The following is a 23,242-nucleotide window of genomic DNA, read 5'->3' as shown; positions in this document are numbered from 1 at the left end:
TGACTACTCCGCCTTCAGCATGCCGAGCGTGAAGCCATCCACCGCCGACAGCTTGCCGCGCCACCAGATGCCCTTGTTGTTCGGCACCGGCGTGCCGTTGGCCTGGAAGAAGCGCGCGTTGCGCAGGTGGATGTACGACGGGCCGGACGCCGTCCCCGTGCCGGACGCCGTCGCGTCATTGCCACCCTTGCGGTAGATCTCCCCCATCTTCGCGAAGGACTCCTTGGCGCCCTTGGCCGCCTTCTCGTCGCTGAAGTTCTGGGTGAACTCGGCGCCGAAGCCCTCGAAGTAGTGCTGGCCGCCCACGAGCTCGCCGGAGACGAGCACGCCTCCCACCGAGAGCGTGACGCCAAAGGACATGGCGCTGCTGTTCACCATCTCCACCAGGCTCTGGAGAAACCAATCCACGCGCGCGTTCCACTCACGCTCACGCTCGATCGTCGCATCGTCCAGCGTACCCTTCTTCTGATCAGCCATTGTGCCCTCCCTCTTCATCGAACCAGGCCCCTGAATAGCAGCCCACTGGGCAAACGCGAAAGATCTGGAATCAAAAGGCTTGAGCCGCCCGGGAGCGGATTGGAGGATGGCCGGATGGAGATGCTCTGCACGTTGCGCAGCGCGACGGAGTCCCAGCGCCAGGCGCTGCTGAAGGCACCCGAGCGGCTGCAGGACTTCCTGGATGACGCGGAGGACTTCGGGGACGCAACGGGCGCCAGGTTCCTCGAGCTCGACATCGGGGAGACGTGGCACGGGCTCCAGTACCTGATGACGGGGACGTCCTGGGAGGGCGCGGCGCCGCTGGACTTCCTGGTGCGCGGCGGCGAGGACGTGGGCGACATCCCCTCGGATGAGGGCACGGCGCGCATCTTCAAGCCCGCCGAGGCGAAGAAGCTCTCCGAGGCGCTACAGGCCCTCTCGTTAGACGCGCTGCGTCGCCGCTTCGACACCGGGAAGATGCAGGAGCTGGACATCTACCCCGGGCTCTGGGACGAGCCGGCGGACGAGGTGGATCCGCTGGAGGAGCTGATCAGCTACTTCGCGGAGCTGCGGAAGTTCGTGAGCCAGGTGGCGCAGCGGGGGCACGCGCTGCTGGTGCACATCGGCTGAGCTCCCGCCGGGCCCTCAGCCCATCAGCACGTCGCGCCCGAGCTTCAGCACGAGCGCCGTCACCACGACGAGCACCACCTTGCGCACCAGCTTGTCCCCGCCGCGCACGGTGAGGTGGGCGCCGATCCACGCGCCGGTGAACTGGGCCATCGCCATGGGCAGGGCCAGGTGCCACAGCACCACGCCCTTCCAGGAGAAGATCACCACCGAGGCGACGTTGGAGGCGAAGTTGACCACCTTGGCGTCCGCGGACGCGCGCATCAGCCCGTGGCCCAGCAGGGTGGAGAAGGCCACGATGAGAAAGGTGCCGGTGCCCGGGCCGAAGAAGCCGTCATAGGCCCCGAGGGTGAGAGCCACCACCCCACCCATGAGCCGCAGCTTCTCGAGCGGCGGCTCGGGCCTGTCCCCTGGGGGCGGGCCCTTGCGGAAGGCCAGGAAGGCGGCCACGGCCACCAGCAGCACGAGCACCAGCGGCTTGAGCACCTCGGGCTTCACCCACAGCACCAGCCGCGCTCCGGCGAACGCGCCCAGCAGCCCCAGCGGGAAGCTCACCCAGGCCAGCTTCCCGCTCACCAGCCGAGCGCGCGAGAAGCGCACCATCGCCGCCCCGGAGCCGAAGACGGACTGGCCCTTGTTGGTCCCGAGCACGAAGTGCGGCGGCAGCCCCGTGGCCAGCAGCACGGGCACGGTGATGAGCCCTCCGCCCCCCGCGATGGCGTCCACGCAACCGGCGCACAGCGCGGCCAGGCACAACAGGGCGAGTTGGAGACCGGTGACGTCCAAGGCAGGGCCCACCTCCCAGCGGGCGGCGCTCCCACTACCACGCCCGCCGTCCGCTTGCTTGCGCCCGAGCGAAACCTGAGCGTCAATCCGGGGGCTGCTCGCCCTCGAGGTGCTCGTGTCCGCTTCGCTCGTTCCCTTGATGCTCGTGCTGTTGTCGCAGGCGCCGGGAGCCACGGATCCCTCGGCGCCCAACTGCCGCTCCATCGACGGGCAGATCGCCTGCGGCTACGCCTGCAAGTCGGATGGCCTGCGGGTGCGGTGCGCCAAGACGCCCCAGGGCCGCTGCCAGGTGCTGGACGGCCAGGTGGTGTGCTTTGATCCGCCCGCCTACGTCATCCGGGCCTATGGCGGCTCGCTGCCGGAGCCCGAGTGCAAGGCCGGCGAAGGCGAGGTGGCGTGCGGCTACTCCTGCACCATGTACTTCGGGAAGCTGAAGTGCGCGAGCACCCCGGCGGGGATCTGCCGAGGCCGAGGCAACGCGGTGGAGTGCTTTGATCCGCCCGCCTCGGTGTTCGCCATCTACGGCCGGGAGACCCCCAAGCTCGAGTGCCGCACCCAGGGCACGGAGTTCGCGTGCGGCTACCACTGCACCAGCGGCTCCGAGGGGCTGAAGTGCGCGGCCACGCCCTTCGGCGTGTGCAAGGCCGAGAGCGGCCGCGTCACCTGCTTCGATCCCTCCCCCGAGGCCATCTGCGCCTTCGGGCGCTCCCTGCCCGCGCCCCAGTGCAAGAGCAGTGAGGGCCAGCCCGTGTGCGGCTATGGGTGCGCCTCGTCCTACGGGCGGGTGGCCTGCGCCTCGACGCCCCAGGGCTTCTGCAAGGCCTTCGACAGTGAGGTGCGCTGCTTCGATCCGCCGAGTACGCTTCAGGCAGAGTCCTCGTGTCTGGCCCTGCTCGGGCTGGCGGCGATTGAAGGGGCCAGGCCCTGACCCGGAGTACCCGCCCGCTTGCTTGGTTCGGCTCGCGGGTGGCGCTAGGGTTCAACCTCTAAGGAGCGAGACCGCACATGGCGGAGGGAGAAGTCCGGCAATACTTCGTCCGCAACGACAAGGGCACCCTCTGGGGCCCGCTGACCCTGACGACCATCGAGCTGCTCATCGATAACGGCGTCATCCAGGGGCGGGTGCAGGTGTCCGAGGACGGGCTCCATTTCGCCTTCCCGGGCCGCTTCCCGCACCTCCGGGATGCCTTCCCGCGCGAGCTGTGGGGAGACGTGATTGCCCCGGGCGAGACCGTCCAGGTGGCCAAGGCCGAGCTGCCCCCGGAGATGATGGGGCAGCGCGCTCCCGTGCCGCCCGCGGGCTCGGCTCCGTCGGCGGCGGGTGCGGCGCCCATGGCGGGTCCGGGCGCCATCTCCCAAGCCGCCGCGCCCCGGCCCGGCCCTGGAGCCATGGCCCAGTCCTCCGCGCCCAGGCCGGGTCCAGGCGCCATGTCACAGACCGGTATCCCCGCGGTGGGCCCGGGCGCCGTGCCCCGAGGCCCCGCGCCCATGGCGCCCCCCGGCGCTCCCGCCCAGGCCGCTGGGCCCAGACCGGGGCCCAGTGCCGGGGCCCAGCCCGGTGCTCCCGTGGCGGGCCCAGGGGCTCGTCCCGCGGCTCCTCCCGTCGCCGGGCCCGGGAATCCCTCGGGGAGCTTCCGCCCTGTTGCTCCCGCCAGCGCCGGGCCTCGTCCTCCGCCCGCGGCGGCTCCTGCTGGGGCGGCTCCGATCGCACCGCCAGCCCCTGCCGCCGCGGCCACGCAGGGTGCTCAGCCGGTGATGACTCCCTCGGGCATCTTCACCGCGACGGCCTCACCTCCGGTGCCTCCCGCGCAGGGCTCGCTCGATCAGCTCTCCCCCGTCGCCCTCTATGGCCGCATCGCCGCGGGCAGCCTCACGGGATTGCTCACCCTCTCCCTGGCCGACCGCTCCATCCAGCTCCACTTCCGCAAGGGCAGCCCTGAGTTCGTCGACTCGTCGCATCCCGAGGATGCCCTCGGCCCGATGCTCACCCAGGCGAAGCTGCTCACCCCCGAGCAGCTCCAGCAGGCCGAGGGGGCTCGCGGACGCTTCGGTGGAGAACTGCTCGCGGCCCTGTTCGGCCTGGGGTTGCTGCAGCCGGCCACCGCCTTCAATCATCTCTCGCAGCGCGCGCTCTCCATCCTCCACAAGGGCCTGCGCGCCGAGTCCGGCACCTTCACCTACGAGCCCAAGGAGCTGCCGGCGGCGAAGGCGATGCCGCTCGGCAACAAGTGGGCCGTGCTGAGCGATCAGATCCGCCGCCTCCCGGCCGTGGACCTCAAGCGGCGCCTGCAGCCGGTGCTGACCCTGCCCATCATGAAGTCCGAGGGCGTCGTCGCCACGAGCGACCTGCGCCTCACGCCTCACGAAGTGCGCATGCTCACCTTCGTCGATGGCGCGCGCTCCCTGGCGCAGCTGCTCACCGACTTCGCCCAGGACAGTGAGTACCTCATGCGGCTCGCGTTCCTCTTGAAGGAGCTCGACGCCGTGTCATTCGCGGCCGTCTCCCAACGCGCCCCCGAGCCGAAGGCGGCAGCGCCCAAGCCCGCTGCACCCCAGCCGCCTCAGGCGAGTGCGCCCGCCGCCGCGCCCAGGCCCGCCGCTCCCAATCCACCTGCCGCCGCTGCCCCCAAGCCGGCTGCGCCCAACCCGCCTCCGGCTGCCGCCGCCGCGCCCAAGCCCGCCGCTCCCGTCATCAAGCCCTCGGCACCGGCCGCGGCTCCAGCGCCTGGCGCGCCCGCGAAGCCCTCGGCACCGGCCGCACCGCAGGCAGGCGCTCCCGCGGCGGCAGCCACCCCCGCGAGCGGCTCCGGCGCGGAGGATCTCCCCGCGCTCCGGCAGACCGCCGCGACGATGAAGGGGCAGAACCACTTCGAGCGGCTGAGCCTCACGGACCAGGCGGACGCCAGCGCGGTGAAGGTCGCCTACTTCAAGCTGGCCAAGCTGTACCACCCGGACACGCTGCCGCCCGGCGCGCCGCCCGAGCTGGAGAAGCTCAAGGCCGAGATCTTCGGCTACATCGGAGACGCCTACCGGACGCTCACGGACGACAAGAGCCGCAAGGACTACCTCGAGCAGCTCAAGGCGGGAGACTCGGGCAAGGAAGAGGTGGACGTGGTGGCCATCCTCCAGTCGGAGGAGCGCTTCAAGAAGGGCATGGTCTTCGTGAAGGCGCGCAAGTACGCCGAGGCCGTCTCCATCTTCGACGAGGCCATCAAGCTCAACCCGGCCGAGCCCGAGTTCCAGGCCTGGCGCGGCTACGCCCGCTTCTGCGCCGCCACGGACAAGAAGGCCGCCATGGCCGAGTCGTTCCGCGAAATCCAGGGCGCCATCAAGAAGAACGATCGCTGCGCCCCCGCCCACTACTTCCTGGGTGTCATCGCCAAGACGCTGGGAGACCTCTCCGGCGCCCAGAAGCACTTCAAGCGGACCGTGGAGCTTCAGCCAGATCACATCGACGCGCTGCGGGAGATCCGCATGGCGGCCCAGAAGAAGTAGGGTGCGCCCTCCCATGGGCCGCCGGGAGGCGCCCCACCACTTCTGAGGAGGAGCTGTGCCGCTTACCGGGAAGCAACGCCGCGCCCTGCGCGCCAAGGGTCACCACATGGAGCCCATCGTCATCACCGGCCAGTCCGGAGTGACCGAGGGCGTCCTGAGCGCGGTGACGCAGGCGCTCCAGGACCACGAGCTCATCAAGGTGAAGATCAACGAGGGCCCCGAGGACCGCCACGAGGCCGCCGAGAAGATGGCGCAAGGCACCGGCGCGGAGCTGGTCCAGCTGCTGGGCCGCACCGCGCTGCTCTTCAAGAAGCGCGAGGAGGACTCGGAGTTCGAGGACCTCTGAGCGCCCGCGCCCCGCGCCGCGCCCCTACCAGGTGATGATGTAGCTGCACGTCGTGGAGCCCTTCTTCCGGCACGTGCTGGGGGTGTCGTGCTCCACCAGCGCGCCGGGCGCGAAGCGCCGGGCCCTCGCCTCGATGAGGGCATGGTCGAACGCGCAGGGGTACGGATCGTCGCAGCGCATGAGGATCCGCCGCTGTCCCACCACGTGCTGGCAGTGGTAGTGGCCAATCCCCTCCAGCATGACGCCCGTGATGCCGTCGAACATGATGCGCCCATGCTGGCGGTGGTTCATGTGGTAGCTCACGTCCATGCCCTGCATCGAGGTGGTGATGTCCACGAAGGTGGGCGGGGACAGGGAATAGCGCGCATGGGTCAGGCCCAGCTTGCGGATGAGCCCCGAGCCCAGCTGTTGCTCGATCTCCCTGCACGTCTTCAGGTACCCATCGAGCGGATACCAGCCATCCGTGTCGACCTGGACGAAGCCGTTCCTGTCGGCCCGGCCGACTCCGTTGGCCATCAGCATCTGCCCGGCCAGCACCGTGAATTCGCCAAAGGCCTCGAGCGCCGCGGGAATGACTCGGCCCGTGACCTCGATGCCTGAATGGATTGGGACGCCCGTGCGCATGGATGCCTCCCCCTGAAAAGGCGTCGTCGCAGCGATTGCTTTCAGCTCTTTCTTTCTATTGCAGCACTTCCAGCCTTCCCCGAACAGGTGGGATGGACGCTCCCCTCCAAAGGGGTAGCCGCGCATTGTGGTGACACTGCTCTTTTATGCGCAGAGTCCCTGCTCAAGGCTCGCGGCTGAACCCGGCGGTCTCGGCGGCGAGCTGGGCCGCGGCGCCCAGGTCCTCGAGCAGCTTGGGGCCGTAGTACTGGCGCTTGGACTCGCCGGCGGACTGGGCGACGAGCTCGGGAGTCTCCACGTAGCCCAGGTAGTCCCCGGACAGGCCGAGCACCCGCGTGGCGCCCGTGCGCCGTGTCAGCACCTGCCCCGCGCCCACGGTGGGCTCGCCCGGGAGGGTGAGCAGCTCCAGCGGCCCGAGCACCAGCGCATCCACCTCCGCGGTGCGCGCGGCGGAGCTGCACAGGAAGTTGTCTCCGGCGGCTCGCGTCACCGAGGGCACCAGCCGCGAGGCATCCGGCCGAGGCAGCGCCACCTCCGCGCGAGCCAGCGCCAGCCGTGCCGGGGCCGCCGTGGCCACGGGAGCGGCCTTGTCCGCCAGCCCAGAGAGCGCCTGCGCGAAGGCCGCGGCACGCTCCACGCCCTGGCCCTCGTTGAAGGAGACAGAGGCGTTGCCCACCGCGCCCTGGAGCATGAGCACCACGCCACCCTGGGCCTCGCGCAGCTCGCTGAGGCGGCCGGGGTAGTCGGGATCCACGTACTCACGCTGCCTCGGCACCAGCGCGGGGTGCGCGGCGAAGATGAGCAGCTCGGCGACGGGGCCCGTGGCGCCTCGGAGGACGGCGCGGGTGAGCGCCCCGTCCGGAGCCTCTCCGCCCGAGCGAGAGAAGACGAAGGCGGGCTCACGGGACTGGCCCACCTCCAGCGTCACATCGGAGAGCGTGGCGGTGGCCTGGTGGAGCGCCTGGTTGGCCGCGGAGACGGCGGCGCTCACGGAGTCCTCGCGGTAGCGCCCGGTGCCCACGAGCTGGGCCACCACCCGCGGATCATAGCCTCCGAAGGAGGAGTGCGTGTGCGTGGCGAACACGAGGATGCCGTTGAGCCCCAGGTCCGAGGCCTGCGAGCGGATCTGCTCCACCATGGGAGCCGTCACCGACATCATCTCCAGGGACACGAGGCCCACGCGGGCCGCTCCTGCCTGAAGGACGACGGCGCGGGCATGGAGCGGCGGGTTCGCCTGCGAGGCCTGGGCGCGAGGGGGTGGATAGCCGGCGACGATGATGGGGAAGGGAGGCACGAGGTCCACCTTCGCGGCGCCCGCGCGGAGCGGGCCTTCGGCCTTCACCTGGCCTCGGAGCACCGGGGCGCTCTCATCCCAGCGTCCGCACCAGTTCCACGAGGCGAGGGCATACGCCGCGCCCGCGGTCAGGAGCGCAAAGGGGAGCAAGGAGCGCAGGTAGCGGCGTCGCGTCGCCATAAGAGGGCCAGCCTAGCTGTTCACGCCGGTGCTCGGGGGGTTGTCGTCCTCGGTCGATCCGCCTGGATGCTCGCCATGGGGCCCCGCGAGCGCTGTCAAGGTGCCCAGCGGCTCCGGCCATGCCCGAACGTTCGGTCATGTCCCTCCATCTCCACCCGCCCCAGGGGGAAACCCCAAGCCTTCGTGAGTTCTAAAGCCTAGCTGATCAGACCTCATCATCCGGCAGGAGCGTGCGCAGCAACTCGTCATCAGGGCCGAGCGGGCGCCAACCGGCCGGAGGTGGATTGGCTCGAAGCGCTGCCCGGACTTGCTCGGCTCGCGACTGATGCGTCTCGGGAGTGTAGGCGGACCAGCGGCCGAGCGCCTTGGCGACCTTGAAGCGGTTGTCGTCGTCCATCACCGTCGGCCAGCCGTCAGGGAGGCTCTGAGACAGCATGCGCACGAGGACATCGCGCACAAAGCGCGTAACCTGCTTGCGCTGCTCTGCCTCGGCGAGCAATCCACTTAACACCTGTACCGCAGCGACGTCGTCCTTGCCCAGCTCATCGGCCAGCACGTACAGCGGGACGGCAGGCCGCGCCTCGGCGAAGGCGGTGAGCGAATCGTAACCGCGCTCGCGGACCCGCTCATACAAGCGTGCCTTGATATTCCCCCGCCAGGCACCTCCTTCGCTCATCGCTGTCTCCCGGAAACGAAGTTCAGCGGGATTTTATAGTCCTTCATATTCTCCGCGACGATGTTCAGGATCTCGTTCCGCGTCAACATCCGGCCAGCTTCGGTCTCGGCGTCACGTAGCGTCTTCATGATCATCCGGTTCCATTCGCCAGGCCATTTGCGGCCCAGGCGCCAGTCGCCACCACCGTGAATGGCCTGATGGTCGGCCTCTTCCAGCTCGACGCAGAACTGGTCGATGTCCATGGCTCCAGTGAAGCCGTGCTTCTCGAACCACTCGCGGGACTCATCCGGCATCACGTGGTGCCGGGGCCGCTCGGCCATGCCCGCCCCCGCCTTGCCCGTCTCGCGCATCGCGTCCACCTCGGGCCCATCGCCCAGCGCGTCTCGCACTCCCTGCGGCAGCTCCGGGTTCGCCTGCGCCATGAACACCTGGCCGGCGTGGATGCGGATGGCCGCGCTCACCGCTGGCACCGAGAGCACTCCGGCCTGCACCAGCCGGCGCATCATCTCCACCCACTCGGCACTGACCACCACCTGCGAGCCCACCATGACACCGCCGGAGCCCATCACCAGCTCCGCTCCCACCAGCGCGGGTGCGCTCGGCGGCAGCCGGGGCAGCGACAGCTTCATCGCCGACATCATGGTGATCATCTCGATGAGCTGAGCGGCCGCCAGCGTCTTTCCGCCGCGCTCGTTGGCCGTGCGCGCTCGCTCCTGAAGGGCCTGGAACTCGCCGGTGAGCTGGCCCATCAGCTCGGGCATCCGCGTGGCCGCCGCCTCCACCTGCCCGGGCTCCAGCGAGGCCAGCGCCGTCATCGTGGGCTCGATGCGCTGGCGCACGCGCTCCACGTCCATGAACAGCGTCTCGGCGCCGTAGAAGGGGCACTGGTGCAGCACCGCGTCCGCCAGCGAGAGGTAATCCACCCACGCGGCCAGCAGCGTGGTGCCGAACAGGGCCGCCTCCACCCGGGGGCCGCTCAGCCGCAGCAGCGCAAGCTTCAGGTCCGGATCCTCGACCTCCCGCGCCGCGTCGGCCAGCGTGGTGGCGCCCTCCAGCGCGCCGTGAATCCATGGCAGTTGCTGGCCGCCATACTCCACGGAGCGGTTGAAGACACCGTTGGCCCGGCTTCTCAGTCCCGCGAGCCTGGGCAGCGCGCCCGCGATACCCGCCGTGGAGCCCGATACTTCCTCCAGGGCCTGGAGGACCGTTTCACGGGTCAGCGTGGGGCCCGAGCCCTGCGAGGCTCCCGCCGCGCTCGCAGGGGCCGCCGCCGTCACCTCCTCCCGCTGCTCCCGGCGGCGGTGCAACCGCTGGGGCGCCTCGGCTTGCGGCCCGGAGGATGGAAGGGCGGCCAGGGTGCGGGGACGCTCCTGCTCCGGCCGTGGCGCCAGCCCCAGCCCCAGGGACACCAGCGCTCCCGGGCGCAGCGTCCCATCTGCTTGAGGAGACAGCAGCGTGCCCGCCGTGCCCAGCGCGTACAGCCGTCCTCCCAGGAAGCGCCAGCGTACCTCAGCTGCCCCCAGGTAACGCGCCCCGGGCTGCCCCAGGCCCACTCCCAGCCCCTTCACCGCCACCTCCAGGTCGCGGTGCAGCAGTTGCACCGCCACCCGCCCATCCACGTCCAGCCGGCCCCAGCTGAAGGCCTCGGCGCCCAGCGACAGCTTCAGGTGCCGCTGCTGCCCGCCGTAGCGCACTCCATCCCAGCCCACAACTGCTTCGCCATAGAGGGAGAAGCCCTTTGGAAAGCGCTCCTCGGCCAGCGGCAGCCCCGACGAGCCCGCGGCCCGAAAGCGTGCCAGCTCATAGTCCGGGCCGAAGAACCCTTGGCGGAAGCCGCCGTGCTGCCTTCGCACCTCCAGCCTCAACCTCATCTCCAGCGTGGCCGTCACCGCATCCGCGCCCACTCCGGCCACCGCTCCCCACGCGCCGCCCTGGCCGGGCCGTCCTCCCCAGCCCGCCAGCACCTGGGCCTCCACTCCCGGCAGCGCCACCACCACCGCCGTGCCATCCACGTGCGCCAGTGTCACCGAGGGCGCCGCTGCCTCCGCTCGGCCCCAGTCCCTCACCGCTGACAGTGCCAGCGTGTAGCGCCCGCGCTCCGAGGGTTGGCTGAACAGCAGGTGCTCTACGTCCAGCGCCGCTTCGGCTCCCATCAGCCGTGCGCCCAGCACATCCGAGGAGAAGCCCTCCAGGTACAGCGGCCCCCAGGTGCCGGTGAGAAAACCCCCAGCTGGGTGGTAGTCCGGGTTGAGCCGGTTGGAGTAACGCCGCACCAAATGTCCGGACAGCAGGCTGTACTCCTCCAGTCCGCCCAGCCACGCGGCCACGGGCGCGCTGTCCGAACCCAGCTTGAGCCCGCGCACCAGTTGCCCCCAATCCGAGAGGCTGTCCCAGTCCTGGTGCCGCACCGGCTCGCGCCCCGCCTGTGCCCCCCACAGCCGCAGCCGCACGGGCGCTCCCAGGTTGAGCCCGAACCCGGCCCCACCGTCCACCACCAACGTAGGCTCCACTTGCGCGTACCCCTCCCCCGGCCCCGCGCTCGGCAGCAGCCCCAGCGTCGTCACCTCCAGCCGCGCCAGCGAGTGCCACTGCCCTTCCGGCATAACCGGGGCGAGGGCAGGCGCCATGCTCCTGTCAGCGGAGGGATTGCTGGCCCCGGCCAGCACCGGCCACAGCCACAGCAGCCACAGCACGCCACGGCGGCTCCGCTCCATGGACGCTCCTGTCCAGGCTCAAGGCTCGAGCACTCGCGGCCACAGTACCCGCCTCCTCCAACAGGGCAGCCTGTCCCGGGCTCCTCCTGGGGAGCATGACCGAACGTTCGGGCATGGCCCCTCCCCTACCCGCCTGCCCTCTGGGGACGAGCCCCTGCCCACACGGAGCCACCTCAGTGGTGGGTGGAATACCAAGCAGTTAGACACGGGTTCCTGTTCCGCTGTGCGCTTGAAAAGGGGATAAGGCGCCACCATGTGCGGCATCTTCGGAATCACTGGCCACTCTGAGGCTTCCAATCTGACCTACCTGGGGCTGCACGCGCTGCAGCACCGCGGGCAGGAGTCCGCCGGCATCGTCGCCTCGGACGGCAACCAGCTGCGCGCCTTCCGGGCCATGGGCCTGGTGGCCGACATCTTCACCGCGCCCACGCTCGAGAAGCTGCCAGGCAGCTCGGCGATCGGCCATGTGCGCTACTCCACGGCCGGCGTCAGCCAGCTCAAGAACGCCCAGCCGCTGTCCGTCGAGTACGCGGGCGGCCACCTGGCCGTCGCCCACAACGGCAACCTGGTGAACGCCCGGGAGCTGCGCGCCTCGCTCGAGTCGGACGGGGCCATCTTCCAGTCGGACTCGGACACCGAGGTCGTCATCCACCTCATCGCCCGCTCGCGGCAGCCCACCTTCGAGAAGAAGGTCATCGAGGCCCTGAGCAAGGTGCAGGGCGCCTATAGCCTGCTGTTCCTCACCAAGAACCAGCTGGTCGCGGTGAGGGACCCCTACGGCTTCCGGCCCCTGGTGCTGGGGCGGCTGCGCAACAGCTACGTGCTGGCCAGCGAGACCACGGCGCTCGATCTGATCGAGGCCGAGTACATCCGCGAGCTCGAGGCCGGCGAGATGGTGGTCATCGACGCGCAGGGCCTGCGCACCCTGCAGCCCTTCGCGCCCACGCGGCTGGGCCGCTGCATCTTCGAGCACGTGTACTTCGCCAAGCCGGACTCGGTGCTGTTCGGCACCAGCGTGTACGAGGCCCGCAAGGAGCTGGGCCGGCAGCTGGCGCGCGAGCAGCCCGCGCCGGGAGCGGACCTGGTCATCGCCGTGCCGGACTCGGGCGTTCCGTCCGCCATCGGCTTCTCGCAGGTGAGCGGCATCCCGTATGACGTGGGGCTCATCCGCAGCCACTACGTGGGGCGCACCTTCATCGAGCCGCAGCAGTCCATCCGTCACTTCGGCGTGAAGCTGAAGCTGTCCGCGGTGCGGCAGGTGCTCAAGGGCAAGCGCGTGGTGGTGGTGGATGACTCCATCGTGCGCGGCACCACCAGCCGGAAGATCGTCAAGATGCTGAAGGCGGCGGGCGCGGTGGAGGTGCACCTGCGCATCTCGTCGCCGCCGACGAGCTGGCCCTGCTACTACGGCATCGACACGCCGAGCCGGCAGGAGCTGATCGCCTCCAACCACACCACCGAGGAGATCGCCCGCTACGTGACGGCGGACACGCTGGGCTACCTCTCGCTGGAGGGGCTGGGCAAGGCGCTGGGAGACCCCGAGCGCAGCACCTTCTGCACGGCGTGCTTCTCGGGCAAGTACCTGGCCGGCGAGGTGAGCCCGGAGGCCAAGGCCCAGAGCGCCAAGGCCCAGCACACCTCCGAGGCGGCGGTCGCCGAGTCCGCGGTGGCCACCGGCCCCACGGTGCTCCCCCCCAAGCAAGCCAGCGCGTGAGGCGTCCTCTGCCCTGCCGGTATGTCCCCCTCCTCCTCCCGGCCTGAGTTCATCCACGCGGAGCGGCAATTCGCCCGCTCCGTGCTCGGGGGGCTCCTCTTCCTGGGGCTCGTCGCGGTGACGGGGCCGCTGCTCTCCTACCGCAGTGACGTGGCCGAGGTGCGCGCCTGGCACGCGCACCGCGTCGCGCACGAGGCGCAAGTCTACGCGGATGCGCTCGGCCTGCACCTCCAGTCCCTGGCCACGGAGCTGCGGCGGGTGACGAAGGATCTCGGGCCCCGCCTCGAGGTGGAGGCCCTGGCCGCCGAGGACATGTCGGACCTCACCACGCCGCAGGGGCTGTTCCACACCGGTGCCATGCTGTTGGACGACGCGGGGCAGGTGCGCTGGAGCGATCCGCCGCGCCAGGCCTCCAGCGAGTCCTTCCGGAACCGGCCCTGGTTCCAGCAGGTGCTCGCGCAGCGGGCGCCCATCGTGGACTCGCTGGCGCCGGGCTCCTCCAGCTTCGTCGTCGCCGTGCCGGTGGAGCGCCAGGGGCGGCTGGTGGGAGTGCTGGCGGGGCTGCTCGACGCCGCCGAGGGCCTGCCCGGCGGCCGGCCCGTGGGCGAGAACCTGGAGCTGCTCGTGCTCAACCGCGCGGGGGATGTCTTCCTCCCGGAGTCTCCGCCGCGCTGGGCCAGCAACCCCAGCTTCGCCCGCACCCTGCGAGAGATGCTCGCCGAGAGCAGCATGCCGGTGACGCTCGCGGGCCGCGAGGTGTACGCCTCGGCCACGCCGGTGCCGGGCACGGAGCTGGTGCTGGTGCTCGCGGCGGACGAGAGCCCCTTCCTCGCGGGCATCCACGCGCGGGTGCTGATGCAGCTGTTCGTCATCGCCCTGCTGCAGGTCGGCACGCTGGTGCTCTTCGGCTTCCACTGGCGGCGGGTCTACGCCCTGTTCCTGGCGATGGAGGAGCGCACCGCGCAGCAGGAGAAGATGGCGGCGCTCGGCGGCGCGGCGAGCCTCATCGCCCACGAGGTGAAGAACTCGCTCAACGGGCTGAAGGCGGCCACGGGCCTGCTGTCCGGCCAGAGCGAGCAGGGGCTGGTGGTGCGCACCCTGTCTGGACAGATCGACCGGCTGGCGCACCTGGCCACCTCGCTGCTGCACTTCGGCCGTCCCCCCATGCCCCAGCGCACCCCCGCGGATCTCACCCAGCTGGCGCGCGAGGTGGTGGAGGCGCTGCGCACGCTGCCGGAGGCGGAGGAGGTCCAGGTGGAGGTGGAGACGCCGGAGCGCCTGCCGCTCTCGTGTGATCCGCTGCTGCTCACCACGGCGCTGGACAACCTGGTGCGCAACGCCATGGAGGCCACGGTGGCGGCCAAGGATCTGGGCAAGCTGAGCACGCCCACGGTCCGCGTCCAGGTGCGCCAGGAGGCGGGCGCGGCGGTGGTGGACGTGGAGGACAACGCGGGCGGGCCGCCGGTGGAGCTGGAGGGGCGCCTCTTCGAGCCCTTCGTCACCTCCAAGCCCAAGGGCATTGGCCTGGGGCTGGCGATGACGCAGCAGGCGGTGGAGCAGCAGGGCGGGAGTCTCACCTTCGAGCGCATCCTCGGCGGCAGCCGCTTCCGGATACGCTTGCCTTTGCAGGAGCCGAACCCATGAGCCTCTCGGCCCTCTTCGTGGATGACGATCGCGCCTTCTCCTCCATCGCCGCGGCGGGCCTGCAGCGCGAGGGCTTCACCGTCACCCTGGCGCGCTCGCTGCACGAGGCCCGGGGGGCGCTCGCCAAGGGCACCCCGGAGCTGGTGGTGCTGGATCGCCGGCTGCCGGATGGGGACGGGCTGTCCTTCCTCCAGGAGGTGAAGGCCCAGGCGCCCGGCGCGGCGGTGGTGATGGTGACGGCGCACGGGGACATCGCCAGCGCGGTGGACGCGGTGCGCGCGGGGGCGGCGGACTACATCGCCAAGCCGGTGGAGCTGGCGGACCTGGTGCTGCGCGCGCGGCGGGCGGTGGACGCGGGCCGGTTGAAGGATCGCCTGGACACGGCCGAGGCCGAGCTGTCCGGACGGCGCCGCCTGGTGCCGCCGGTGTCCGAGTCCATGAAGCGGGTGCTCGCCATGCTGGAGCGCATCGCCGGCTCGCCGCGCAGCCCGGTGCTGCTGCTGGGAGAGACGGGCGTGGGCAAGGAGCAGCTCGCCCGGCACCTGCACTCGCTCTCCTCGAAGGGAGAGGGCGCGCCCTTCGTCCACATCAACTGCGCGGCGCTGCCGGAGCAGACGGTGGAGAGCGAGCTGTTCGGCCACGAGCGCGGCGCCTTCACGGACGCTCGCGCCACGCGCCGGGGGTTGGTGGAGGTGGCCCAGGGCGGCACGCTCTTCCTGGATGAGGTGGGCGAGCTGCCCCTGGGGCTGCAGGCCAAGCTGCTCACCTTCCTGGACTCGGGGCGCTTCCGGCGGCTGGGGGGCACCTCGGAGCAGACGAGCCAGGCGCGCATCGTCGCCGCCACCAACAGGGATCTCGAGGCGCAGATGCGCGAGGGCACCTTCCGCGAGGATCTCTGGTTCCGGCTGAGCGTGTTCCGCATCGACGTGCCGCCGCTGCGCAACCGGCGCGAGGACATCCTCCCGCTGGCCGATGGGCTGCTGGCCGAGCTGAGCCGGGAGCTGGGCCGCAAGGAGGTGCAGCTGGGAGCCAAGGCCCGCACGCGCCTGTCCCACTATCGCTTCCCGGGCAACGTGCGAGAGCTGCGCAACATCCTGGAGCGAGCGCTCGTGCTCGAACCGGGGCCGGAGCTGGAGCTGGAGGTGCTGGGGGGCCGCACAGAGTCCAGCGCTCCTCCCGCGGCGCCCGGTTCCGGAGCCTTCGTGATGGACGGAGAGCCCCTGCCCATGGAGGAGCTGGAGCGGGCCTATGCGCGCTGGGTGCTCGAGCGCATGGGCGGCAGGCGAATGGATGCAGCCAAGGCGCTGGGCCTGTCCTACCCCACCTTCCTCAAGCGCATCGGCACCTCCGAGGAGGAGTGAAAGCCGCTTGCAGTGCCCCCGCTGACTGCAAGGATTTTGAACCCCGCGCGAGGCGTAACCCGTCGAAATTGCTGATCCGACGGTCGGCACGAGGCTTGCCATAGGGACTCCGGTCAACCCTCCGGGAGTCTCTTCTTCGTGCGACCTCCATCGCTGCTTGCCTGCATCGTCCTCCTCGGCGCCACTGCCGCGTGGGCCGAGGCTCCCTCTTCTCTTCCCCTGGCCTCCCTGCCGGACGAGGAGCACCTGGCCGCGCTGCTCTGGGAGCACTCGCCTGACTTCGCGGCGGCCCGCTCTCGCATGGCCTCGGCACAGGCGGACCTCACCCGCTCTCACCTGCTGCCCAACCCCGAGGCCGACCTCTCCTGGAACACCCTCCCCATTGGCCCCACCAACCCTCCGGGCCTGGATCGCCTCAAGGAAGTCCCCAACTACAACATCGGCCTCTCCGAGCTGGTGGAGCTGGGCAAGCGTGGGCCTCGCCAGGACGCGGCTCGCGCCTCGCTCTCCGCCACCGCGCTGGACACGCTCGCCTCGCTGCGGGCCCGCACCTATGACGTGCTGGACCGAGCCGCCGAGGTCGCCACCTCCGAGGTGCGCCTGTCCCAGTTGGAGGCCCTCGCCGCGGATGCCGCGAAGCTCAGCGAGCTTCAGCGCGCCCGCCAGCAGCATGGAGACTCCGCCGGCCTCGACGTAGACCGCGCCCTGCTGGAGGAGGAGCAGCTGCAGACCTCGCTGGGCGAGGAGCGGGCTCACCTGTCCGATACGCTGCTGGCCTGCACTCGCACCGCGGGCCTGCCCTGCGAGCCCTTTGGCTCACGGGACTCCGCCGCGGCCTTCCTCTCCTCGCGCCTGTCCCGCGCTCCTGCCGCCTCTGCCTCCAATCTCGAGGCCCGGCCGGACCTGCGCTCGCTCCAGGCCCAGGAGCAGAGCGCTCAAGCCTCTCTCACCCTGGCTCGCCGCCGCTGGCTGCCGGACCCCACGGTGCGCCTCGGCTACGTGCGGGATCAGTTCGTCACCGCCGGCAACCAGAAGGACTCCTTCTTCGTCGGCCTGTCCGTTCCGCTCACCTTCTTCGACCACGGACAGGCCGATGCGGCTGCCGCGAGCGCCTCGCTGGAGTCGGCCCGGCAGACCCGGGAGCTGCTGCACGCTCAGGCTCAGCGCGATGTCGCCACCCTCACCGCCCAGCTCCAGGCCGTGCAGGAGCGGCGCACGCGCCTGAGAGCTCAGACGCTCCCTCTGGCCGAGAACGTGGTGAAGCGCCTGGATGCCGCCGTGCGCGCGGGCGGAGCCTCCCTGCAGGATCTCATCCTGGCTCGGCGCAGCTACAGCGAGCTGCTGCTGCACGCCGCCGACCTGGACCTCACCGCCTTCCACCTGACCTTGGAACTGGACCGCGCTCGCGCTGCCGGCCCTGACGCTCCTCCCGCGCTGCGCGACGCCCTCTGACCCCACCTTTCCGGAGAACACACCATGACCCCTTCCTCCTCTGAGACTCCACTTGTTGCTCCCGCGGCTCCCTCCTCGCGTCGCGTGCCCATATGGCTCGCCTTCACTGGGGGCGGATGCGTCGTCGCCGCGCTGGCCTTGCTGGCCCTGTCCCCCTCGGCCCCCGCGGAGCAGGGGCTCTCGCACCCGACCGTCACGGTAGACGGTGAGTCCGTGCGCATCCCCGATGGCGCTCCCCAGTGGCACTACGTGGAGCTGGCCGTGGCCCAGGAGGCTCCCGCCATCGCGCCCCTGCCCGCTCCGGGACGAGTGGACTTCGATGAGACTCGCACCGCCTCCGTCGGCGCACCCCTGGCCGGCCGCGTCGAGCAGATGCGCGTGCGCCTGGGCGACCGCGTGAAGGCAGGGGATCGGCTCTTCTCCGTGCGCTCGGCCGCCTTCGCGGACCTGGACCGCGAGCTGCACGGCGCCGAGGCCGAGCTGACCGAGAAGCAGCGCACCGCCGAGCGCCTCAAGGAGTTGGTCGCGCTGAACGCCGCGCCCGAGAAGGATCTGCTGGCAGCGCAGACCGAGCAGCGCCAGGCGGAGCTGGCCCTGGAAGCCGCCCGCGCCAAGCAGGCCAGCCTCAAGGTCGCCAGCGAGGGCAGCAACCTCTACTGGGTCACCGCGCCTCGCCCCGGCACCGTGGTGGACCTGGACGTGGTGGCCAGCCAGGAGGTGACGCCGGAACACGACAAGCCCCTGCTGCGCATCTCGGATCTGGACGAGGTGCTCGTCATCGCCGACATGCAGGAAGCGGACGCGGCGGACCTACGCGAGGGCCAGTCCGTCTCCGTGCACACCCAGAACGGCGGCGCGGTGCGCACCGGCAAGGTCGAGCGCATCTCCGAGGTGGTGGATCCGCAGCGGCGCACCGTCGAGGTGCGCGTCCGGGTCGCCAACGCCGATCGCGTGCTGCACCCCAACGCCTTCGCGGAGGTGACGCCGGAGCCTCCGGCCGGAATCAAGCGGGTGCGGGTGCCTGCCGCGGCGGTGGTGACGGATGGGGCCCGCTCGGTGGTCTTCGTGGCCCGCGAGCCCTCACGCCTGGAGCGCGTGGCGGTGGTGCCGGGCCGGCAGCGGGATGGACAGGTGGAGCTGCACGGCGGCCTGAACGCCGGGGAGCACTTCGTCGCCCATGGCGCGTTGCTGCTCGAAAACCAGATCGAGCTGGCGAACTGAGCCAGGCGCGAGACAGCCATGTTCGAGAAAATCGTCCAGTTCAGCCTGCAGAACCGCGCGGCGGTGGTGTTCCTCACCCTGCTGGCCGCCATCTGGGGTTACTTCTCCTTCAAGGATCTCACCGTCGAGGCCTTCCCGGATCCGACGGACACGCAGGTCAACGTCATCACGCTGTACCCGGGCCAGCCCTCGGAGGAAGTGGAGCGCCAGATCGGCCTGCCGCTGGAGCGCGCCCTCAACGGCACGCCGGGCCTCGGCCGGCTGCGCAACCTGTCCCTGTTTGGTCTGTCCTACGTCACCCTCACCTTCAATGACGGCGTGGACGCGCTCTTCGCCCGTCAGCAGGTGTTGGAGCGGCTGCGAGACGCGGAGCTGCCCGAGGGCATCACGCCCGAGCTGGGGCCCCTGGCCACGCCCATCGGAGAGATCTACCGCTACACGCTCACGGGAGCGAAGGGCGATCCGATGAAGCTGCGCACCCTGCAGGACTGGGTGGTGCAGCCGAGCCTCCTGCGCGTGGATGGCGTGGCGGACGTGGTCAGCTACGGCGGCCTGCTCAAGGAGATCCACGTCCAGCCGAATCCCGCGAGGCTGGCCTCGTATGGGCTGACGCTGGCGGACCTGGAGCAGGCGCTGAAGGAGGGCTCGCTCAACGCCAGCGGCGGCACGCTCGAGCGCGGCAGCGAGCAGTTCGTCATCCGCAGCGAGGGCCTCTTCCACTCGATGGAGGACATCAAGAACGTGCGCGTGGCCACCCACCAGGGCACGCCCGTCTTCATCAAGGACGTGGCGGAGGTGGCCGAGGGCTGGGCTCCGCGCCAGGGCGTGGTCAGCCGCGAGATGAACAACGACGTGGTGGAGGGCATCGTCCTCATGCGCCGCGGGGAGAACCCCTCCGTGGTGCTCTCTCGGGTGCGTACCGCCATCGACAACATCAACGCCCGCCTGGAGCCGGACGGCGCCAAGGTGGATCCATTCTATGACCGCACGAACCTGGTGAACACCACGCTGCACACGGTGGGGCACAACCTGCTGGAGGGAGCCATCCTCGTGACGTTGGTGCTCTTCGTGTTTCTGCTCGATCTGCGCGCGGCGCTGGTGGTGGCCGTGCTGATTCCCCTCTCCCTGCTCACCTCGTTCATCTACCTGAAGCTGCGCGGCATGTCGGCCAACCTGCTGTCCATGGGCGCGGTGGACTTCGGCGTCATCGTCGACGGAGGCGTCGTCATCATCGAGAGCATCCTCGCGCGGCTGTCGGACGAGCGGAGAAAAGCGGAGTCGCCCATGGAGCGCATCGCCCTGGCGACCAAGGCGGTGGTGCGGCCCACGGTGTTCGCGCTGCTCATCATCATCGCCGCCTACCTGCCCATCTTCATGCTCCAGCGCGTGGAGGGCCGCATCTTCGCCCCCATGGCGAACACGGTGGTGAGCGCCCTGGTCGGAGCGCTCATCTTCTCGGTGACGCTCATCCCGGTGCTGGCCTCCTTCGTCTATCGCAAGCCCGTGCACCACAAGGAGTCCCCCGTCCTCAAGCTGGCCGAGCGCGCCTACAGCCCCACCCTGCGCTTCTGCCTCAAGCACCCCGCGCTGGTGCTGATCCTGGCGTGTGCGGGGCTGGGGCTGGCCGGGTGGATGCTGCCGCGCATGGGCAGCGAGTTCCTCCCGGAGCTCAACGAGGGCGGCCTGTACCTCACCTTCACCCTGCCCTCGAACGTCTCGCTCTCCGAGGGCCGCAAGCTGGTGCCGCGCCTGACGCAGCTCATCCGCCAGGGCCCAGCCGTGGAGGCCGTGCTCAGCCAGCTCGGCCGCCCCGAGGACGGCACGGACGCCACGCTCACCAACAACCTGGAGTTCTTCGTCAAGCTCAAGCCGCCCGAGGAGTGGCCCAAGCGCACCCCGGACCTGGCGGGCGTCATCGATGACTTGCAGAAGCGCATCGATGAGGTGCCCGGGCTCGAGGTGAACTTCAGCCAGCCCATCCGGGACAACGTCAACGAGAACATCAGCGGCCAGTTCGGCCAGGTCGCGGTGAAGCTCTATGGCGAAGACCTGAAGGTGCTTCAGGACCAGGCGGAGAAGACCAAGAACGTCATCGCCAAGGTGGAGGGTGTGGCGGACCTGGGCATCGTGAAGAGCGGCGAGGTGCCGGACATCAAGGTGACGCCGGACCGGGTGGCGCTGGCCCGCTACGGCATGTCGCTGGGAGACTTCCAGCACGTCTTCCAAACGGCGGTGGGCGGCCGGCCCGTCTCCGAGTTCTGGGAGGGCGAGCGCCGCTTCGACGTGGTGATGCGGCTGCCGCTGTCCACGCGCGATGACATGGAGAAGATCTCCCGGATGCAGGTGCCCGTGGAGGGAGGCGTGACGGTGCCGCTGGAGTCGCTGGCGCACGTGGAGACGGGCCTCGGCCGAGCCTCCATCAACCGCGAGAACGGCCGGCGCTACATCGGCATCCGCATGAACATCCGTGGCCGGGACATGGGCTCGTTCGTGGCCGAGGCCCAGTCGCGGGTGGCGAAGGAAGCGCCCCTGCCTCCGGGCGTCTCCATCGAGTGGGGCGGCGAGTTCGAGAACAAGGAGCGCGCCATGGCACGCCTGACCACCGTGGTGCCGGTGGCGCTGGTGCTCACGCTGCTGCTGCTCTTCAAGGCATTCGACTCGTTTGGCCGGGCGGTGGTGACGCTGCTCAACGTGCCCTTCGCGCTGATGGGGGGCGTGTTTGGCCTCTACCTCGCGGGGATGCCGGTGTCGGTGGCCGCGGCGGTGGGCTTCATCGCGCTCATCGGCCAGGCGGCGCTCAACGGCGTGCTCGTCATGTCCGCCATCGCCGAGCGGCGGGAGGCTGGCGAGCCGCTCGATCAGGCCATCGTCAACGGCTGCAAGGAGCGGCTGCGTCCGGTGCTGATGACGGCCTCGCTGGCGGCGCTGGGGCTGGTGCCGGCGTGCCTGAGCCACGGCATCGGCTCGGAGACGCAGAAGCCGCTGGCGGTGGTGATCGTCGCGGGCACGCTGTCCGCGTGCGCGCTCACCCTGGTGCTGCTGCCGGTGATGTACCGGCTCTTCCTTCAGGGCATGGAGCAGGTCGCCCAGCGGGTCCCAGGGCGTCCGCTGCGCGTGGTGCCGCCCAGCCAGAAGGCGAGCGAGACCGGCACCTGAGATTCGCCAGCCAGGGTGGGCAGGGGCCTCCGAGGGACTCCCGACACCTCGAATCCTTGCCCCCCTGGCTGGCGGAGTTATCAATGGACGTTGTCGAACTCGATGCCGGCCTTCACCTCTTCAATGGCCTGCCGCGTGTGCTCGATCGCCTTCACGCGGTGGCCGCCCTTGTCCGCGCTGGCCTTCTCGAGCGAGTCGAGGGCGGACTTCAGCGAGGCGAGCGCATCGTGCATCCGGGGCTGCTTCTCGGCGAACGCCTGGGTGGCGCAGGCTCCGAGGCAGAAGGCAACAACAGCAATCATAAGGTTGCGACGCATGAATGACTCCTTGAGGGTTGTAGACAGAAATACCTGCATCAGCGCAGGGCTCGCGAGAAAATCGCGGCGCCCATTCTAACGCAACCCTATTGCGAATAATCACGCCGCGCTGGCGGCAGAACCGGGCCTCATCGCCACCGGCTTGCCGGCGATGAAGTCGATGAGATCCGTTGGAAGCGGCGCGTCGAAGGTGACGAGCTCCCGAGTCCCCGGGTGGGGAAAGGAGATGTGCGCGGCGTGCAGCGCGTGGCGAGGCAGGCGCAGGCGCACCCACGCCTCGGGCTCCAGGCAGTGCTTGCTGAAGCGGTCGAAGTAGCCCGGGTCCGGCCCGTACATCTTGTCTCCCACGAGGGGAAAGCCCACCTCGTGCAGGTGGATGCGGATCTGATGCTGGCGGCCCGTCTCCGGGTAGCAGCGCAGCAGGGCAAAGGGCTCGCCGTCGCGAGTGAAGCGCTGGAGCACCTGGAAGCGGGTGCGGCTCTCCTTGCCTTCCGCCGGATCGATGCGGACGGCGATCCGGATCAACTCCGTCCCCTCGGCGATGGGCGCATCCACGACGAAGGTGTCCTGCGGAGGGTGTCCCTCGCAGATGGCGAGATACTCCTTGTGGACATCGCGCGAGAGGAAGAGGCGGCCAAGCACCCGGCAGGACTCGGTGGTGCGCCCGCAGACGACCAGGCCGCTGGTCTCGCGATCCAGGCGGTGAGCCGGCTCGGCGAAGCTCTCACCAAAGCGCTCGCGTAGCAGCGAGACAAGGGTCCCGGTCTGATAGCGCGCCGTGGGGTGGATGGGCAGCCCCGCGGGCTTGTCGAGCACCAGGAGCCAGTCATCCTGGAAGACCACAGGCAGCTCGGTGGGAGTCTCGGGCTCGTCGGTGACGCGGCGGCGGAGGCTGAAGGTGAGCCCCGGGTACACGAGGGTGGAGGGCTTCAGGCGCTGCTCGCAGAGGAGCCCGCGCTGGATGATCCCCTGAATGCGCGTGTGTGACAGCCGGCGGATCTTCTCGCCGAGGTAGCGCTCCAGGCGCCACCCCGCGTAGTTGGGCTCCACCACGTACTCGATGTCGATGTAGCCCTCCGGCGCCTCACCGGATGGCTGGAGCGCTGGGGGGCTGTCAGCTGTCTTCTCGCTCATGCCCGGAGCCCCGCCTCCTAGCAC

The 23,242-nt window shown here is 70.2% G+C and carries 17 protein-coding genes and 1 pseudogene; 10 read left to right on the top strand and 8 right to left on the bottom strand.

Translation table 11 applies throughout. The annotated features are described in order from the left end of the window. Positions 1–3: 3 nt before the first annotated feature. Positions 4–477 (bottom strand): gas vesicle accessory protein GvpU, encoded by a 474-nt coding sequence (gene gvpU / locus ACJ8AT_RS38900; protein WP_407743053.1) that lies wholly within the window; start codon positions 475–477, stop codon positions 4–6. A 114-nt stretch (positions 478–591) separates the two neighbouring features. Here gvpU and ACJ8AT_RS38895 point away from each other — a divergent pair, with 114 nt between their 5' ends. Continuing rightward, positions 592–1,107: a YfbM family protein gene (locus tag ACJ8AT_RS38895; protein WP_407743052.1), complete on the top strand. Its 516-nt coding sequence runs from the start codon at positions 592–594 to the stop codon at positions 1,105–1,107. A gap of 15 nt (positions 1,108–1,122) precedes the next feature. Here the strand turns inward: ACJ8AT_RS38895 and ACJ8AT_RS38890 are convergent, their stop codons facing one another. Continuing rightward, positions 1,123–1,890: a TSUP family transporter gene (locus tag ACJ8AT_RS38890; RefSeq protein ID WP_407743051.1), complete on the bottom strand. Its 768-nt coding sequence runs from the start codon at positions 1,888–1,890 to the stop codon at positions 1,123–1,125. Positions 1,891–2,005: 115 nt separating this feature from the next. On the opposite strand from ACJ8AT_RS38890, the gene ACJ8AT_RS38885 reads away from it, so the two are divergent. The 3 genes from ACJ8AT_RS38885 (at position 2,006) to yhbY (ending at position 5,731) form a co-directional block, all read left to right on the top strand. Further along, positions 2,006–2,818: a hypothetical protein gene (locus ACJ8AT_RS38885; protein WP_407743050.1), complete on the top strand. Its 813-nt coding sequence runs from the start codon at positions 2,006–2,008 to the stop codon at positions 2,816–2,818. 77 nt (positions 2,819–2,895) lie between these two features. After that, positions 2,896–5,385 carry a DnaJ domain-containing protein gene (locus ACJ8AT_RS38880; RefSeq protein WP_407743049.1) on the top strand — a complete coding sequence of 830 codons (2,490 nt, stop codon included), beginning with the start codon at positions 2,896–2,898 and terminating at the stop codon, positions 5,383–5,385. 55 nt (positions 5,386–5,440) lie between these two features. After that, positions 5,441–5,731, top strand: coding sequence for a ribosome assembly RNA-binding protein YhbY (gene yhbY, locus ACJ8AT_RS38875; protein ID WP_407743048.1), 291 nt, complete (start codon positions 5,441–5,443; stop codon positions 5,729–5,731). Between the two features lie 24 nt (positions 5,732–5,755). On the opposite strand, the gene ACJ8AT_RS38870 is transcribed toward yhbY, so the two are convergent. From ACJ8AT_RS38870 to ACJ8AT_RS38855, 4 genes and pseudogenes are all read right to left on the bottom strand, one after another. Then, positions 5,756–6,355 carry a hypothetical protein gene (locus ACJ8AT_RS38870; protein ID WP_407743047.1) on the bottom strand — a complete coding sequence of 200 codons (600 nt, stop codon included), beginning with the start codon at positions 6,353–6,355 and terminating at the stop codon, positions 5,756–5,758. A gap of 163 nt (positions 6,356–6,518) precedes the next feature. Beyond that, the gene (locus ACJ8AT_RS38865) at positions 6,519–7,829 is read right to left on the bottom strand and encodes a neutral/alkaline non-lysosomal ceramidase N-terminal domain-containing protein (RefSeq protein WP_407743046.1); all 1,311 of its coding nucleotides are present in this window, start codon (positions 7,827–7,829) and stop codon (positions 6,519–6,521) included. Positions 7,830–8,034: 205 nt separating this feature from the next. Beyond that, a complete protein-coding gene (locus ACJ8AT_RS38860; RefSeq protein ID WP_407743045.1) occupies positions 8,035–8,505 on the bottom strand; it encodes an NUDIX hydrolase in 471 nt (156 codons plus the stop codon). A gap of 1,388 nt (positions 8,506–9,893) precedes the next feature. Continuing rightward, positions 9,894–11,132 (bottom strand): annotated as a pseudogene (locus ACJ8AT_RS38855) (hypothetical protein); the annotation flags it as partial. A 340-nt stretch (positions 11,133–11,472) separates the two neighbouring features. Between ACJ8AT_RS38855 and purF the strand changes: the two are divergent. The 6 genes from purF (at position 11,473) to ACJ8AT_RS38825 (ending at position 21,767) form a co-directional block, all read left to right on the top strand. Continuing rightward, positions 11,473–12,933 carry an amidophosphoribosyltransferase gene (gene purF / locus ACJ8AT_RS38850; protein ID WP_407743044.1) on the top strand — a complete coding sequence of 487 codons (1,461 nt, stop codon included), beginning with the start codon at positions 11,473–11,475 and terminating at the stop codon, positions 12,931–12,933. Positions 12,934–12,954: 21 nt separating this feature from the next. Further along, positions 12,955–14,577 carry an ATP-binding protein gene (locus tag ACJ8AT_RS38845; protein ID WP_407743043.1) on the top strand — a complete coding sequence of 541 codons (1,623 nt, stop codon included), beginning with the start codon at positions 12,955–12,957 and terminating at the stop codon, positions 14,575–14,577. After that, a complete protein-coding gene (locus tag ACJ8AT_RS38840; protein ID WP_407743042.1) occupies positions 14,574–15,938 on the top strand; it encodes a sigma-54-dependent transcriptional regulator in 1,365 nt (454 codons plus the stop codon). Before ACJ8AT_RS38845 ends, ACJ8AT_RS38840 begins: the two co-directional genes overlap by 4 nt. Before the next feature lie 138 nt (positions 15,939–16,076). Further along, the gene (locus ACJ8AT_RS38835; RefSeq protein WP_407743041.1) at positions 16,077–17,390 is read left to right on the top strand and encodes a TolC family protein; all 1,314 of its coding nucleotides are present in this window, start codon (positions 16,077–16,079) and stop codon (positions 17,388–17,390) included. Between the two features lie 84 nt (positions 17,391–17,474). Next, positions 17,475–18,611, top strand: coding sequence for an efflux RND transporter periplasmic adaptor subunit (locus tag ACJ8AT_RS38830; protein WP_407743040.1), 1,137 nt, complete (start codon positions 17,475–17,477; stop codon positions 18,609–18,611). A gap of 18 nt (positions 18,612–18,629) precedes the next feature. Continuing rightward, the gene (locus tag ACJ8AT_RS38825) at positions 18,630–21,767 is read left to right on the top strand and encodes an efflux RND transporter permease subunit (RefSeq protein ID WP_407743039.1); all 3,138 of its coding nucleotides are present in this window, start codon (positions 18,630–18,632) and stop codon (positions 21,765–21,767) included. Between the two features lie 80 nt (positions 21,768–21,847). On the opposite strand, the gene ACJ8AT_RS38820 is transcribed toward ACJ8AT_RS38825, so the two are convergent. Continuing rightward, positions 21,848–22,084 (bottom strand): hypothetical protein, encoded by a 237-nt coding sequence (locus ACJ8AT_RS38820; RefSeq protein WP_407743038.1) that lies wholly within the window; start codon positions 22,082–22,084, stop codon positions 21,848–21,850. Between the two features lie 99 nt (positions 22,085–22,183). Continuing rightward, positions 22,184–23,218, bottom strand: a complete 1,035-nt coding sequence (locus ACJ8AT_RS38815) for an RluA family pseudouridine synthase (protein ID WP_407743037.1) — start codon at positions 23,216–23,218, stop codon at positions 22,184–22,186. Positions 23,219–23,242 lie beyond the last annotated feature (24 nt).

The organism is Hyalangium sp. (assembly GCF_045802625.1).
In the GTDB taxonomy this organism is placed as follows: domain Bacteria; phylum Myxococcota; class Myxococcia; order Myxococcales; family Myxococcaceae; genus Hyalangium.
The sequence above is the reverse complement of the archived record's forward strand: the minus strand, read 5'-3'. Positions and strand labels throughout refer to the sequence as shown.